Here is a 13820-nt window from a genome sequence, read left to right as displayed (position 1 = left end):
TTGGTCTTCAAGCGACGAGACAGAAGATCCGTCTGGAGGGCCACCGCAGGTTTCTTCTGGCCCAAGGGCGGATGGACGCGCGCGGCGCGGTACGTGCAATACCGCGTGACACGGCTGCCTGACCCGCCGCACCGGATCGCGCGAGGCATCTTTGCAGGTGTCTTTGTGACGTTCTCTCCCTTTTTCGGGCTTCACTTCGTATTGGCCGCCTCGCTTTCCAAGATTATGCGCGGCAATATCGTCGCCTCGCTGCTGGCGACCTTCGTGGGCAATCCGCTGACGTTTTTGGCGATCGCGGCCAGCTCGCTTCAGACCGGGCATTTCCTGCTAGGCAGGGGCGGGCGCTTGCCCGATGAGGTTGATCGCACCCTAGCCGAAAAATTCGGCGGCGCTGCGGCAGACCTCAAGCACAATTTTCTGGCAATGTTCAGCCCCGAACAGGCCAATTGGAGCAAGCTGATCGTGTTCTATCACGACGTGTTCCAACCCTACATGATTGGCGGCCTCGTCATGGGCCTGATCTTTGGGCTGGTCGCCTATTACGTCTCGCTGCCCGTCCTGATGGTTTACCAAAAGCGCCGACAGGCCAAGCTGAAGGCGAAATGGATCGCGTTGAAGCAAAAGGCCGCAATCGACGATGCCAAAGCGTCACACTCTGCCAGCGAGGGCTGATCGCCGCTTGACGCCCGCGTGATTTGCGCCAGTCTTCCGTTTATAGTCCTAACTGCGCCATCGACACTCCGGGGGGAGCCATGCCAGACAATTCCAAGCTGCGCCTCGGCGTAAATATCGACCACGTCGCGACCATCCGCAATGCACGCGGCGGCACTGTACCTGACCCCGTGCGCGCCGCCTTGCTGGCCGAGGCGGCAGGCGCCAACGGCATAACCGCGCATTTGCGCGAGGACCGCCGCCATATTCTGGACCATGACATCGACGCGTTAATGGCAGCGCTCACGGTCCCGCTGAATTTCGAGATGGCAGCGACCAATGAGATGGCACAGATAGCGCTGCGCCATAAACCTCACGCTGTGTGCATCGTGCCCGAGAAGCGCGAAGAGCGTACGACCGAGGGCGGATTGAACGTGGCGGGCGATGAGAACCACTTGGCCCATTTCATCGCGCCGCTCCACGATGCAGGTTGCCGGGTGTCAATTTTCATTGGCGCGGACGCGGCCCAGATTGAGGCAGCCGCCCGGATCGGAGCCGATATTGTCGAGCTGCACACTGGCGCCTACTGCGACAGTCACGCCGAGGGCCGATTTGACGCGCGCGATTCCGAACTGGCATCCTTGCGCGAGATGGCGACCTACGCCCATTCGCTGGGCCTTGAGGTCCACGCAGGCCACGGCCTGACCTTTGACACCGTCGCACCGATAGCTGCGCTGCCAGAGGTGGTCGAGTTGAACATCGGCCATTTCCTGATCGGCGAGGCGGTGTTTATAGGTCTTGGCCCTGCCATAGCCGAGATGCGCCGCCTGATGGATGCGGCCCGATGAATTACCTGCGTTATACTGGCGTTTTTCTAGGCATCGCCGTCCTGTCGGCGCTTGTCGTGCTCGCGCTGAACACATGGGCGGATGCGCAGCTGGGCTCATCAGGACAGCTTCTGGCACCCGCAATGATTGCCGCGCTGCTTGAGGGCCGCGCGTTCGTTCGCGAGGAGGGCCGCGCGCCCAACCCGTCCGAGACATGGAACTTTGTCCTTTTGGCCACCGTGCTGGCCATCGCATTGAACGTCACGCTCAGCTATGCAGGCTCTGAGCTGATCCCTGCTGCGTCTGCACAGAGTATCGCACCGGTCGGCACGCGCGCCTTCTGGATACTGCTTGGCGTCCATGCATTGGTTTATTTTCTGTCGAACCGCTTCTTCCTGGGCCTTGGCGTGCGGAACGAGGAAACGCGGCGAAATGGCGCGGGCACCCAGTGACGCGGCAGCGGCGCGCACCATGATCCTTGGGATCGGCACCGATCTGGCCAACATTGAGCGGATCGCGCGAACGTTGGAGCGTTTCGGCGACCGTTTCCGCACACGCGTGTTCACGGATATCGAACAGCGCAAGGCCGAGGCGCGTGCCGATACCGCCGGCACCTATGCCAAGCGCTGGGCCGCCAAAGAGGCGTGTTCCAAGGCGCTGGGCACCGGACTGCGCATGGGTATCGCGTGGAAGGATATGGCCGTCAGCAATCTGCCCACTGGCCAGCCTGTCATGCAGGTTACTGGCTGGGCCGCCGAACGTCTGGCGGAAATGACTCCGCCGGGCCACAGTGCAATCATACACGTCACGCTCACCGACGACCACCCATGGGCGCAAGCCTTTGTCGTGATTGAGGCCCGGCCCGACATCACAGGCGGCGGCGCGGGTTGACTTGGGCGCCCCCCGCGCTCATGAAGCAACTCGAATTACAGCACCCATTTGCATAGGCGGAGACCGCGCATGGCATCCGAGGCCAAGACAGGCAATCCCATCATCGAAACGATCAAGACGGTGGTGTTCGCCCTGCTGATCGCGGGCGTGTTCCGCACGCTATTCTTTCAGCCTTTCTGGATCCCATCCGGGTCGATGAAGGATACGCTGCTGATCGGCGATTTCCTCTTTGTGAACAAGATGGCGTACGGCTATTCCTACGCGTCTTGCCCGTCGATCCGCTTTGCCGGCCTTGATCTGGACGCCGAGAAAATCTGCGGCTTTCTGGACGGCGACAATACACGCATCTGGGGCGGGGAGCCCGTGCGCGGCGACATCATCGTCTTTCGCCACCCGGTTAATCACAAGGATTTCATCAAGCGCCTGATCGGGATGCCCGGCGATACCGTCCAGATGAAGGACGGCGTGCTGCACCTGAATGGTGAGGCGGTCCAGCTAGAGGATGCTGGCAGCTTCGACGAAACATACGAACCCCAAGGATCAATGAAAAGTCGCCCCCGCTGCGAAAACGGCGTCGTGGGCGAGGGCGGCCTTTGCGCCAAATCCCGCCAGATCGAAACGCTGCCGGGCGGCCATGCGCACAGCATCCTGAACATCGACGATCAACGCTCGGACGATACCGGCGTGTTTACGGTGCCTGAGGGACATTATTTCTTCATGGGCGACAACCGCGACAACTCTACCGACAGCCGCTATGCGCAGACGGTCGGGGGCGTTGGATTCGTGCCTTATGAAAACCTGATCGGACGCGCGGACCGCGTTATATTCTCGTCCGCAGGTAGCTCCATGCTCTATTTCTGGACATGGCGGGGGGACCGCTTCTTTAAGAGGCTCGATTGAAGCTCTCGGGCGATCTGTCTGCGTTCGCAGAACGCGTCGGGCACGATTTTGCCCAACCGTCCCTATTGATCGAGGCGGTTACGCATCCCTCCATGTCGTCGCCCAGCCGCTCAGATAATCAACGGCTGGAGTTTTTGGGCGACCGCGTGCTGGGCCTTGTCATGGCCGAGGCGCTGCTGGCGCATGATCCGGGCGCCAGCGAAGGGCAGCTTGCCCCCCGCTTTAACGCGCTGGTGCGCAAGGAGGCCTGCGCAAGCGTTGCCCGCGAGATCGACCTTGGAAAAGTGCTGAAGCTGGGCCGCTCGGAAATGCTGTCAGGCGGGCGCCGCAAGGAGGCGCTGCTGGGCGACGCGATGGAGGCCGTTATCGCAGCGGTTTACCTGGATGGCGGGTTCGATGCTGCGCGCGCTATGATCATGCGGCTTTGGGAGGGCCGCATAAACGCGGTCGAATCCGATGCGCGCGATCCCAAAACGGCGTTGCAGGAATGGGCGCAGGCGCGCGGAATGCCGCCGCCGCGCTATGTGCAGACCGCGCGCGAGGGGCCAGATCATGCCCCGGTGTTCACCATCACAGCGCAGCTAGAGAGTGGCGCCACCGAATCGGCGACAGCAGGATCAAAGCGCTTAGCAGAACAGGTGGCCGCCAAAGCCCTCCTTGAGCGACTAGAGAGCGCGGCGAGCGCAACAACGCCGCCAGAGTAACCTGCAAGTGCGCGTAACGCCGCAGCCTCTGGGCAAGGGCGCGCCGATCGGGTAGTGCTGCGGCTTGCAACCGATGGATAACAACCCAATGAGCACACGCGCCGGATTCGTAGCCCTGATCGGAGAGCCGAACGCAGGCAAGTCGACCTTGCTGAACCGCATGGTCGGCGCCAAGGTCAGCATCGTCACGCACAAGGTGCAGACGACGCGCGCGCGCATTCGCGGCATCGCCATAGATGGCGACGCGCAGCTTATTTTTGTCGACACGCCGGGTCTCTTTCAGCCGCGCCGCCGTTTGGATCGCGCCATGGTCGCCGCCGCTTGGGGCGGGGCCGCAGACGCCGATGTCGTAGTTCTGCTGATCGAGGCCAATCGCGGCGTCACCGAGGGGGTCCAGCGCATCCTCGAAAACCTTGCGAATGTCACAAAGGGCCGCAAGGTCGCGCTTGCGATCAACAAAATTGACCGCGTCCAGTCGCCCGCACTTTTGGCGCTGACCAAGGACATGAACGAGCGGTTCGAGTTCAGTGAGACATTCATGATTTCGGCGGAAAAGGGTCACGGCGTCGACGCCCTGCGCACCTGGCTAAGCCAGCAATTGCCGGACGGTCCATGGCTCTACCCCGAAGACCAGATTGCAGATCTGCCCGTGCGCATGATCGCCGCCGAGATTACCCGCGAAAAGCTGACGCTGCGTCTGCATCAGGAACTGCCTTATCAACTGACCGTCGAGACGGAAAACTGGGAGGAGCGCGAGGATGGATCGGCGCGCATTGACCAACTGATCTATGTCATGCGTGACGGGCACAAAGGCATCGTGCTGGGCCGCAAGGGCGAGACGATCAAGCAGGTCGGCGCCGCCGCCCGAGTGGAGCTTGAGGAATTTCTCGGACGCCGTGTCCATCTTTTTCTTCAGATTAAGGTGCGTCCGAACTGGCTGGAAGATGCCGAGCGCTATTCGGAGATGGGCCTGAACTTCAAGGACGGCAATTGATGCGCAGCAACGTAGTTAATCATGCCCTGACTACTTCGACGTCGCCGCGCTCATGACGCGTCTGACGGCAGATTTCTGGGTCCACGCCTACCTCGCGCGTCTGCGCACGCTGAATATCCCCGCCTTCGTCACCGCCCATGGCGACGACACATCCGGCGCAGTTCTGGTCAAACTGAACACACTTGATGGACAGGCGTCAGCCTTTCAGCGCAGTTTCGATCTGATGTCGGGCGCGCGCAAGTGGGACGCGCTTGTCAGTGGTCTTGAGGCAGATGTAGACGCGGCCATCGCCCGCCAACGCAACTTTGATCCCGATTTGTGGGTGATCGAGGTTGAAGATCGCGCAGGCCGCCACCTGCTGGATCAGCCCGGCCTTGCCGATTGAGATGCTTGTCATAGCTTTGCTGCACGTGCCTCATGGCGCGGAGGAGGAGTTGGGCGGATGATAGAATGGCGCGATCAGGGCATCTTGCTGTCGGTGCGCAGGCATGGCGAGGCCGCCGCAATCATTGAGGTGCTGACGCCCGCACATGGCCGTCACGCCGGCGTCGTGCGCGGCGGCGCATCGCGCAAACTGGCCCCCATCTTGCAGCCCGGCGCGCAGCTGGATCTGGCGTGGCGCGCCCGGCTTGAGGATCATATCGGCACGTTCACGGTGGAGCCTGTACGCTCGCGCGCCGTGCATGTGATGAACGACCGGCTGGCACTGGCGGGCCTGAATGCAGTGACGTCTTTGTTGCTCTTTTCCCTACCGGAACGCGAGGCGCACGCGCCCCTCTATGCGCGGACCGAGACGCTGATGGACCTTATGGGTGACAGCGATATCTGGCCGCTGGCCTATCTGCGGTGGGAATTGGCGCTGCTGGAGGAGTTGGGTTATGGCCTCGACCTTAGCGCTTGCGCTGTCATGGGCGCGCGCGCCAACGATCTTAGTTATGTCTCGCCGCGGACGGGCCGCGCGGTGTCGCGCACGGGCGCGGGCGAATGGGCTGACCGCCTTCTACCGTTGCCGCCGTGCCTGTTGGGAAACGGCACCGCGCCCGATGCCGAGATTGCCGAAGGCTTTGCGCTGACGGGACATTTTCTGCGCAACCGTCTGGCGCACGAACTGGGCGGCAAGCCGTTGCCGGAGGCGCGCGCCAGATTTGTCGAGCGGTTCTCGGCGCGGGCAGCGATCTAAGTGTTCACGCCGAGGCCAGCTGCGGGCACCCGTCAGCCGCGCAGGGGTGCGCGGTGAATCAGGTGGAAACCGCCATCCGCGTCCTCGCCCACAAGGCTAAGCGCGTCGATCACGGGCGGCGGCGCCAGCATCGGTGCGATGATCGGGGCAAGGGCGGTCTGGATCTGCGCCGTCTCGCGCGCCGGACGTTTACCAGTCAGGGTCATGTGCCATCGAAACTGCTCCATCACGTGCGGATAGCCCCAAAGGCGCAGGTTTTTGGCCTCAGCCGCGCTTATCTGCGGGCGCTGGTGGCGCGCGATCTCGGCCGCGTTTGGCGGCGCGCGGAATATGTCAAATTGGTGGACGGTATGGGCCGCGAGCCGGGTGAGCGCGGCCGTGTCGCCCGTAGCCGCAATGGCCAGAAACCGCCCAAATCGCGCAAGCTCTGCTCCGTCTAGCGCGACTGGCGGTTGGTCTGCGCAAAACTGTTCCAGCGCGTCCATCAACGCCTCCGGTGATGCATCCGCCGCGAGGCGGAAGGGCGGTTTGATCGTCGCGTGAAATCCGTAGCGTCGGGGCGTTTCGGTCAAGTCGGTGATGGCGGCGGGCAGGCCTTTGATGTTCTGGGGATGAAACACGGAGGTGCCAGAGGCGATATCGTGTCCCAGCCATGCGGCCCCGAACCGTGCCAGCGGACTCGGCGCAGGGGTATAATAGATGGCATATCTGCGAAAGAGACGGTCAGGCATCGGCGGCGGTGATCCATGTTGAGGCTGCATAACGCCCTTCATCGCACGGCGCGCGCCCCAATAGCGATACGCGACTTTGACAGACGCCAGCTTGCGCTCCATAACTTCGCCAAAGCAAAAGGATTTCGCTCATGCCTGCTACCCCGCTATTTGATGTCCCGCCTGCGCCTTGCGTTGCAATCGCTGGCTTGGATCAGGTTTTCCCCGTGCGCCGCGTGTTTTGCGTAGGACGTAACTACGCCGCGCATGCAGCCGAGATGGGCAACGAGGTGGACCGCGACGCGCCGTTTTATTTCACCAAGTCGGCACATGCCGTGATTCCGCCGGGAAGCGAGATTGCCTATCCGCTGGGCACAAAGGACTGCCACTACGAGATGGAGTTGGTGATCGCCATCGGCGCGGAGGCGCATGATGTAGCTGAGGCACGCGCACTTGACGCCGTTTATGGCTATGCTTGCGGCATAGACCTGACCCGGCGCGATTTGCAGGCCAAGGCAAAGGACGGGCGCAAGCCATGGGATCTGGGCAAGGATTTCGAGAATTCAGCGCTGATGGGTGCGATCACGCCTGCGGCTGAGTTTGGCGAGGTTGGTCGCCGTGCGATCACCCTCGATCTAGACGGGCAGCGGGTGCAGGAGGCGCGGCTTTCGGACATGATCTGGAGCGTACCAGAGATCATCGCGCACTTGTCGCGGTTCTACCATCTGGCACCCGGCGATCTGATCTATACCGGGACGCCTGCGGGGGTAGGCCCCGTGGTGCCGGGCAGCGTCTTGAATGGCGCGATCGAGGGGCTGGAGCCGATTACGCTGACGATTGTCAAATAGCTTTTGGAACGACCTTCCTAGGGCGGCGCTTAGTTATCCTTCGCCAACAAAAAAACCGGCGCTGAGATAAGCGCCGGTTGGTGTTTTCTATGACGGACTGCTCAGTTGCTCTGGCTCAGTAGCCGCCGAGCAATGACCTGCGCCTGAATTTCTGCCGCGCCCTCAAAGATGTTGAGGATGCGGGCGTCGCACAGAATGCGGCTAATCTTGTATTCAAGCGCAAAGCCGTTGCCGCCGTGAATCTGCAGCCCATTGTCGGCAGCCGCCCATGCGACACGCGCGCCCAACAGCTTGGCCATGCCGGCCTCGACGTCGCACCGGCGCCCTGCGTCTTTTTCCCACGCACTGAAATAAGTCAGTTGGCGCGCGATCATGATCTCGACCGCCATCATCGCAAGCTTGCCCGAAACGCGTGGGAAATCGATCAGCGCGCCCCCGAATTGTTTGCGGTCCTGCGCGTATTGCATCGCCACGTCCAGCGCCGACTGCGCGACGCCCACGGCGCGTGCAGCGGTCTGGATGCGTGCGCTCTCAAATGTCTCCATTAGCTGCTTAAAGCCCTTGCCCTCCTCGCCGCCCAGTAGGTTCTCGCCTTTGACATGAAAGCCGTCAAAGGCGATCTCGTATTCCTTCATGCCGCGGTAGCCCAGCACCTCAATTTCGCCGCCCGACATGCCCTCGGTGGGAAAAGGGTCCGCGTCGGTGCCGGGGGTTTTCTCGGCCAGAAACATCGACAGGCCGCGATGATCGGTGCTGTCCGGGTCGGTGCGCGCAAGCAGCGTCATGACATGCGTGCGGGCGGCGTGGGTGATCCACGTCTTGTTGCCGGTCACGCGGTAGTCGTCGCCGTCCTTGGTGGCGCGGGTGCGCAGGGCACCCAGATCCGAACCTGTATTCGGCTCAGTAAAGACCGCTGTGGGCAAAATTTCCGCGCTGGCCAGCTTGGGCAGCCAGTGCGCCTTTTGCGCGTCGGTGCCGCCGCAGATAATCAGTTCGGCCGCAATCTCGCTGCGCGTGCCTAGGCTGCCGACACCGATATAGCCACGGCTAAGTTCTTCGGAGACCACGACCATTGAGGCTTTGCTCAGGCCCAGACCGCCGAATTCTTCGGGAATGGTCAGGCCAAAGACGCCCATTTCCGCCAGCTCATCGATGATCTCCATCGGGATCAGCTCGTCCTTCAGATGCCAGTCGTGGGCGTAGGGCTCGACCTTTTCGACGGCATAGCGGCGGAACTGCTCGCGGATCATCTCCAACTCATCATCGAGGCCGGTGCGGCCCACGGTAATCTCGGCGGCGCGTTCCTGCATTAGTGCGACGAGGCGCGTGCGCGCGGCTTGCGTATTGCCACCTTGGGTCAGCGTCATGATTTCGGGGGTCATGAGGGCGCGCATGTCGTCTTGGGTCAGGCCGATATCTTGCAGACGCAGCATTTCACCCTGGCTCATCGGGATGCCGCCGTAGATTTGCCACAGGTACTCGCCAAAGGCGATCTGATGGATCAACGCCTCGACCTCGCCAAAGGTGCCAGCCTCGGTCAGGCGATCCGCCCAAGCCTGCATCTGGCGCAGCGCCTCGGCGTAAGTGGCGAGCCACGCAAGGCCGTGTGCAGCCGTCTGCTGCTGGTCCACCAGCGCGCTCGATACGCGGCCGTCCTCGGTAACGAGGGCGCGGACGGCGGACTTGGCCGCAGCGACAATGGCTTCGACAGGCGCGATGGCCGCGCGGGTAAGGTCCACCAGATTGTCCAGCAAGGGGGTCTGATCTGCCAGGTCGATTTGTCCGTCATGCGCCATCGTGCGATCCTTTTTCTACGTGCTGCCCGTCCTAATCACTTTGCAAGTGCAGCGCAACTATTTGCAAGCGCAGCGCAACTATAAGACAAATGAGCGCTGAGTTTTGATGCAATATTGCGCGGCATTTGAGCGCATATTGAGCGCGCCTGCCCATTCCCCTGCCGCAAATTCCCGCGTATGGATCGCCCGATGGAGATTTTCGCCGCCCTTGGACCGCCAGACCTATGGCTCTTTGCTTATGCGATTGCGCTGTGCGCGGGCGTGGTAAAGGGCGTTGTCGGCTTTGCGATGCCACTTATCCTGCTGTCAGGCCTCAGCACCTTTGTCGCGCCTGATCTGGCGCTGGCCTGCCTGATTGTGCCGACCCTGCTGACAAATGCGTGGCAGGCGCTGCGGCAAGGGAGTGCGGCGGCGGTCGCGTCAGTCGTGCGGTTTCGGGTATTTTTGATCGCCGGCGGCGTAATGCTAATGCTGAGCGCTCAGTTAGTACCGATGCTGCCACCGTCGGTGTTATTGCTTATCATCGCGGTGCCGCTGGTGAGCTATGCGGGCACGACGCTGGCCGGGTATCCTTTGCGCCTGCCAACGCATCCGGGGCGCCGCGTTGAGATGGGCCTTGGCGGCGCGGCGGGGTTTATCGGCGGGCTGTCGGGCGTCTGGGGGCCAATTACGGTCGCCATGCTGACGTCGATGGAGACAGAAAAGCGCGAGCAGGTGCGCGTGCAGGGGGTGCTCTATGGCCTTGGGGCGTTGGCGCTCGCGGCAGCACACATCGCGTCCGGCGTGCTGAATGCGCAAACGTTGCCACTGTCAATTGCGCTGGTGCCGCCCGCGCTGCTTGGTATCTGGACTGGTTTTCAAATTCAGGACCGCATCGATCAGAAACTGTTCAAACGGTTGACGCTTTGGATCTTGTTAATCGCGGGACTGAACTTGCTGAGGCGCGCTATCTTTACGCTCTGACGCCATTGCCCTCAGAGTGCGAATCGGCAGCCGTTCGGCTCGCCTGTGGCTGATCCATGCTGGCTAACTCCCTCTCGACACGCGTTAATTGGACGGCCAAATGCACTTGGATGGGCAGAATCGACAGATTTCATGCCCGTCGCGGCGCTTTCTGTTTTTGTTTTTCTTCATTCGATCTATAGTCTGGCAAAAGCCGCAAAGGCGAAAAGCAAACGACTGGGGGGACTGAACCAATGATCCGATCGGAATTGATTCAGAAAATTGCCGATGAAAATCCGCATTTATACCAAAGGGATGTGGAGCGGATCGTAAACACCGTCTTCAACGAGATCACCGATGCGATGGCATCGGGTAACCGGGTGGAACTGCGTGGCTTTGGCGCGTTTTCCGTAAAAAAGCGCGATGCGCGTACGGGGCGGAACCCGCGTACCGGCGAATCCGTTCCTGTGGAGGAGAAACATGTCCCCTTCTTCAAGACCGGCAAGCTTTTGCGGGACCGCCTGAACGGAAAGTAACACATGCGCTACATTCGCTACGCCTCGATCGCCATCTTTGCGATGGCCCTGATCCTCATAGCCTTGGCCAATCGCGTCTATGTGCCGATTCGAATGGTGCCGGACGAGCTGACTGGACTGACCGCTCTGAGCCCCGCGCGTGAGGTGCCACTTTTCGTGGTCATCTTTGGCGGGATTCTGGCTGGCCTCATCTTGGGGTTCATCTGGGAGTGGATTCGCGAAGCAGGCGAGCGTGCCGCTGCTGTCCGCCAAGCGCGCGAGATGACCCGCTTGCGTGCAGAGATCAAGCGCCTCAAGGCTGAAAAGCACGAGGGCAGCGATGAAGTCATCGCTCTGTTGGACACTGGCCGCTGAGGCGACATGAGCCACAACATTCGTATTAAAATGTGCGGGCTGAAAACGCCCGTGGACGTAGCCGCTGCGGCGGCTGCGGGCGCGCAGTACGTCGGCTTTGTCTTCTTTGCGCGCTCGCCGCGGAACGTCAGTCACGCGGCGGCAGCGGCACTGGCGCTTGCGGCGCCGGACGGAATCGCCAAGGTCGCCCTGACTGTTGATGCGGATGACGCTGCATTGGACGCGCTCACGGCCGCCGTCCCGCTGGACATGCTGCAACTGCACGGCGGCGAGACGCCGGTGCGCGTGGCCGAGATCAAGGCCCGCTACGGCCTGCCGGTGATGAAGGCGATCGGCATCGCGGATGCGGACGACCTTGCGCAGATCGACCTCTACTCGGGCGTTGCTGACCAACTGCTGATCGATGCGAAGCCGCCGAAGGGCGCGGCCCTGCCGGGCGGAAACGCACTTGCCTTTGACTGGTCACTGATCGCTGGGCGACGCTGGACGTCGCCATGGATGCTGGCGGGCGGGCTGACACCAGGCAACGTCGCCGAGGCGGTAGAGCGGACAGGTGCGCTGCAGCTTGACGTCAGCTCGGGCATCGAAAGTGCGCCGGGCGTCAAGGATGCGGAGCTGATGCGCGCCTTTGTCGCAGCGGCGCGAGGGTGATTGAATTTCGCACGGCGCGGCGTGAGGACGTTGCCGAAGTCGTGGCCTTGCTGGCGGACGACGTGCTGGGCGCGGCCCGCGAGGCAGGAGATCTGGCGCCGTATCTGGCGGCGTTTGACCACATGGCGGGCGAGGCTGGCAATACACTGATCGTGGGCACCGATGCGGCGGGCGGCGTGATCGCCACCTACCAGATCACCTTTATCATCGGGCTATCCCTGCGCGCCGCGCGGCGTGCACAGATCGAGAGTGTGCGTGTTGCCGGATCAATGCGAGGGCAGGGCATCGGGCGCCAAATGTTCGCGGACGCGATAGCACGCGCGCGCAATGAAGGCTGCGCGCTGGTACAGTTGACGATGAACGCTCAGCGCGCTGACGCCAATCGGTTCTACGAATCGCTCGGCTTTGTGCCATCGCATACCGGGTTCAAACTAGCCTTGAGTTAAGCGCCGCCTTTTTGCTGGAAAACCGCGCCTGCGTCTCATATTCATGGCGCAAGCGCACGTTATGAAAGGCCTGCCAGATGAATGACCTCTTCAACAGTTTCATGACCGGCCCAGATGAAAAGGGCCGCTTTGGTCAGTTTGGCGGGCGCTTTGTCAGCGAGACGTTGATGCCGCTGATTTTGGAGCTGGAAGAGCAGTATGAGCATGCCAAGACCGACGATAGCTTTTGGGCTGAAATGCACGATCTGTGGACGCACTATGTCGGCCGCCCCAGCCCGCTATACTATGCCGAACGGCTGACGCAGCACTTGGGCGGGGCCAAGATTTATCTGAAGCGCGACGAGTTAAACCATACCGGCGCGCACAAGATCAACAACGTGCTGGGCCAGATTATCCTCGCACGCCGCATGGGCAAAACGCGCATCATCGCCGAGACAGGCGCAGGGCAGCACGGTGTCGCCACGGCGACGGTTTGCGCCAAGTTTGGCCTGAAATGTGTGGTCTACATGGGGGCGCATGACGTCGAGCGGCAGAAACCCAACGTTTTCCGCATGCGCCTACTGGGCGCCGAGGTGATCCCAGTGACGTCTGGGCGCGGCACACTGAAGGATGCGATGAACGACGCACTGCGCGACTGGGTGACCAATGTGCGCGACACATTTTATTGCATCGGCACTGTCGCCGGTCCGCACCCCTATCCGGCCATGGTCCGCGATTTCCAAAGCATCATCGGCAAGGAAGCGAAGGAGCAAATGCACGCCGCTGAGGGCCGTCTGCCCGACACGCTTGTCGCGTGTATTGGCGGTGGCTCCAACGCGATGGGCCTGTTCTATCCATTTCTTGACGACAAGGATGTTAATATCGTCGGGGTTGAGGCCGGCGGTAAGGGCGTCAATGCCAAGATGGAGCATTGCGCCTCCCTTACTGGTGGCCGTCCCGGTGTTCTGCACGGCAATCGCACCTATCTTCTACAGGATGACGATGGCCAGATCCTTGAGGGTTACTCGATCTCGGCGGGCCTCGACTATCCCGGCATCGGCCCCGAACATAGCTGGCTGCACGATATCGGCCGGGCGCAATACGTTTCGATCACCGACAAAGAGGCGCTTGAGGCGTTCCAGCTAAGCTGTGCGAAAGAGGGGATTATTCCCGCGCTTGAGCCTAGTCATGCGCTGGCGCATGTGATGAAAATCGCGCCAGACCTGCCGAAGGACCATCTGATCATCATGAATATGTGCGGACGCGGCGACAAGGATATCTTTACCGTCGCCAAGCATCTGGGATTCGGCATGGAAGAAAAAGACTGAGCGTTCGCCTTGTAGGTCCGCGCCCCGCCGCGCTGTCTGCCTAGCAAGTGTCAGGCAGGCAGGTGGGTGGGCACCTTCATCCT

The 13820-nt window shown here is 61.6% G+C and carries 18 protein-coding genes; 16 read left to right on the top strand and 2 right to left on the bottom strand.

The window, feature by feature from the left end; genetic code table 11:
• From MK6180000_RS10010 to recO, 9 genes are all read left to right on the top strand, one after another.
• Positions 1-672 (top strand): DUF2062 domain-containing protein, encoded by a 672-nt coding sequence (locus MK6180000_RS10010; protein ID WP_138934601.1) that lies wholly within the window; start codon positions 1-3, stop codon positions 670-672.
• 80 nt (positions 673-752) lie between these two features.
• Entirely contained in the window at positions 753-1499 is a 747-nt protein-coding gene (locus MK6180000_RS10005) for a pyridoxine 5'-phosphate synthase (protein ID WP_138934600.1), read from the top strand.
• Positions 1496-1930: an ABZJ_00895 family protein gene (locus MK6180000_RS10000; RefSeq protein ID WP_138934599.1), complete on the top strand. Its 435-nt coding sequence runs from the start codon at positions 1496-1498 to the stop codon at positions 1928-1930. Before MK6180000_RS10005 ends, MK6180000_RS10000 begins: the two co-directional genes overlap by 4 nt.
• 19 nt (positions 1931-1949) lie before the next feature.
• The gene (gene acpS / locus MK6180000_RS09995) at positions 1950-2369 is read left to right on the top strand and encodes a holo-ACP synthase (protein ID WP_138936442.1); all 420 of its coding nucleotides are present in this window, start codon (positions 1950-1952) and stop codon (positions 2367-2369) included.
• Positions 2370-2438: 69 nt separating this feature from the next.
• The gene (gene lepB, locus MK6180000_RS09990; RefSeq protein WP_138934598.1) at positions 2439-3269 is read left to right on the top strand and encodes a signal peptidase I; all 831 of its coding nucleotides are present in this window, start codon (positions 2439-2441) and stop codon (positions 3267-3269) included.
• Positions 3266-3973, top strand: a complete 708-nt coding sequence (gene rnc / locus MK6180000_RS09985; protein WP_138934597.1) for a ribonuclease III — start codon at positions 3266-3268, stop codon at positions 3971-3973. The genes lepB and rnc overlap by 4 nt, the downstream gene beginning before the upstream one ends.
• Before the next feature lie 88 nt (positions 3974-4061).
• On the top strand, positions 4062-4967 hold the full coding sequence (gene era / locus MK6180000_RS09980) for a GTPase Era (RefSeq protein ID WP_138934596.1): 906 nt from the start codon (positions 4062-4064) through the stop codon (positions 4965-4967).
• Between the two features lie 52 nt (positions 4968-5019).
• Positions 5020-5352 (top strand): DUF1491 family protein, encoded by a 333-nt coding sequence (locus MK6180000_RS09975; RefSeq protein ID WP_138934595.1) that lies wholly within the window; start codon positions 5020-5022, stop codon positions 5350-5352.
• A 60-nt stretch (positions 5353-5412) separates the two neighbouring features.
• Positions 5413-6147, top strand: a complete 735-nt coding sequence (recO, locus tag MK6180000_RS09970; RefSeq protein ID WP_138936441.1) for a DNA repair protein RecO — start codon at positions 5413-5415, stop codon at positions 6145-6147.
• Positions 6148-6179: 32 nt separating this feature from the next.
• On the opposite strand, the gene MK6180000_RS09965 is transcribed toward recO, so the two are convergent.
• The gene (locus tag MK6180000_RS09965) at positions 6180-6980 is read right to left on the bottom strand and encodes a DUF1045 domain-containing protein (protein ID WP_246040481.1); all 801 of its coding nucleotides are present in this window, start codon (positions 6978-6980) and stop codon (positions 6180-6182) included.
• Between the two features lie 29 nt (positions 6981-7009).
• On the opposite strand from MK6180000_RS09965, the gene MK6180000_RS09960 reads away from it, so the two are divergent.
• Positions 7010-7705, top strand: coding sequence for a fumarylacetoacetate hydrolase family protein (locus tag MK6180000_RS09960; RefSeq protein ID WP_138934594.1), 696 nt, complete (start codon positions 7010-7012; stop codon positions 7703-7705).
• A gap of 101 nt (positions 7706-7806) precedes the next feature.
• Here MK6180000_RS09960 and MK6180000_RS09955 read toward each other — a convergent pair whose 3' ends face one another.
• Positions 7807-9501 carry an acyl-CoA dehydrogenase family protein gene (locus tag MK6180000_RS09955; RefSeq protein WP_138934593.1) on the bottom strand — a complete coding sequence of 565 codons (1695 nt, stop codon included), beginning with the start codon at positions 9499-9501 and terminating at the stop codon, positions 7807-7809.
• A 189-nt stretch (positions 9502-9690) separates the two neighbouring features.
• Here MK6180000_RS09955 and MK6180000_RS09950 point away from each other — a divergent pair, with 189 nt between their 5' ends.
• From MK6180000_RS09950 to trpB, 6 genes are all read left to right on the top strand, one after another.
• Positions 9691-10464: a sulfite exporter TauE/SafE family protein gene (locus MK6180000_RS09950; protein WP_138934592.1), complete on the top strand. Its 774-nt coding sequence runs from the start codon at positions 9691-9693 to the stop codon at positions 10462-10464.
• Between the two features lie 233 nt (positions 10465-10697).
• Positions 10698-10979 (top strand): integration host factor subunit beta, encoded by a 282-nt coding sequence (gene ihfB / locus MK6180000_RS09945; RefSeq protein WP_138934591.1) that lies wholly within the window; start codon positions 10698-10700, stop codon positions 10977-10979.
• Between the two features lie 3 nt (positions 10980-10982).
• Entirely contained in the window at positions 10983-11333 is a 351-nt protein-coding gene (locus MK6180000_RS09940; protein ID WP_138934590.1) for a lipopolysaccharide assembly protein LapA domain-containing protein, read from the top strand.
• 6 nt (positions 11334-11339) lie between these two features.
• Positions 11340-11984, top strand: a complete 645-nt coding sequence (locus MK6180000_RS09935; protein ID WP_138934589.1) for a phosphoribosylanthranilate isomerase — start codon at positions 11340-11342, stop codon at positions 11982-11984.
• Positions 11981-12430 (top strand): GNAT family N-acetyltransferase, encoded by a 450-nt coding sequence (locus MK6180000_RS09930; protein WP_138934588.1) that lies wholly within the window; start codon positions 11981-11983, stop codon positions 12428-12430. Before MK6180000_RS09935 ends, MK6180000_RS09930 begins: the two co-directional genes overlap by 4 nt.
• 77 nt (positions 12431-12507) lie before the next feature.
• Positions 12508-13737: a tryptophan synthase subunit beta gene (gene trpB, locus MK6180000_RS09925; RefSeq protein WP_138934587.1), complete on the top strand. Its 1230-nt coding sequence runs from the start codon at positions 12508-12510 to the stop codon at positions 13735-13737.
• Positions 13738-13820 lie beyond the last annotated feature (83 nt).

Source organism: Roseovarius arcticus, from assembly GCF_006125015.1.
GTDB lineage: Bacteria > Pseudomonadota > Alphaproteobacteria > Rhodobacterales > Rhodobacteraceae > Roseovarius > Roseovarius arcticus.
The sequence above is the reverse complement of the archived record's forward strand: the minus strand, read 5'-3'. Positions and strand labels throughout refer to the sequence as shown.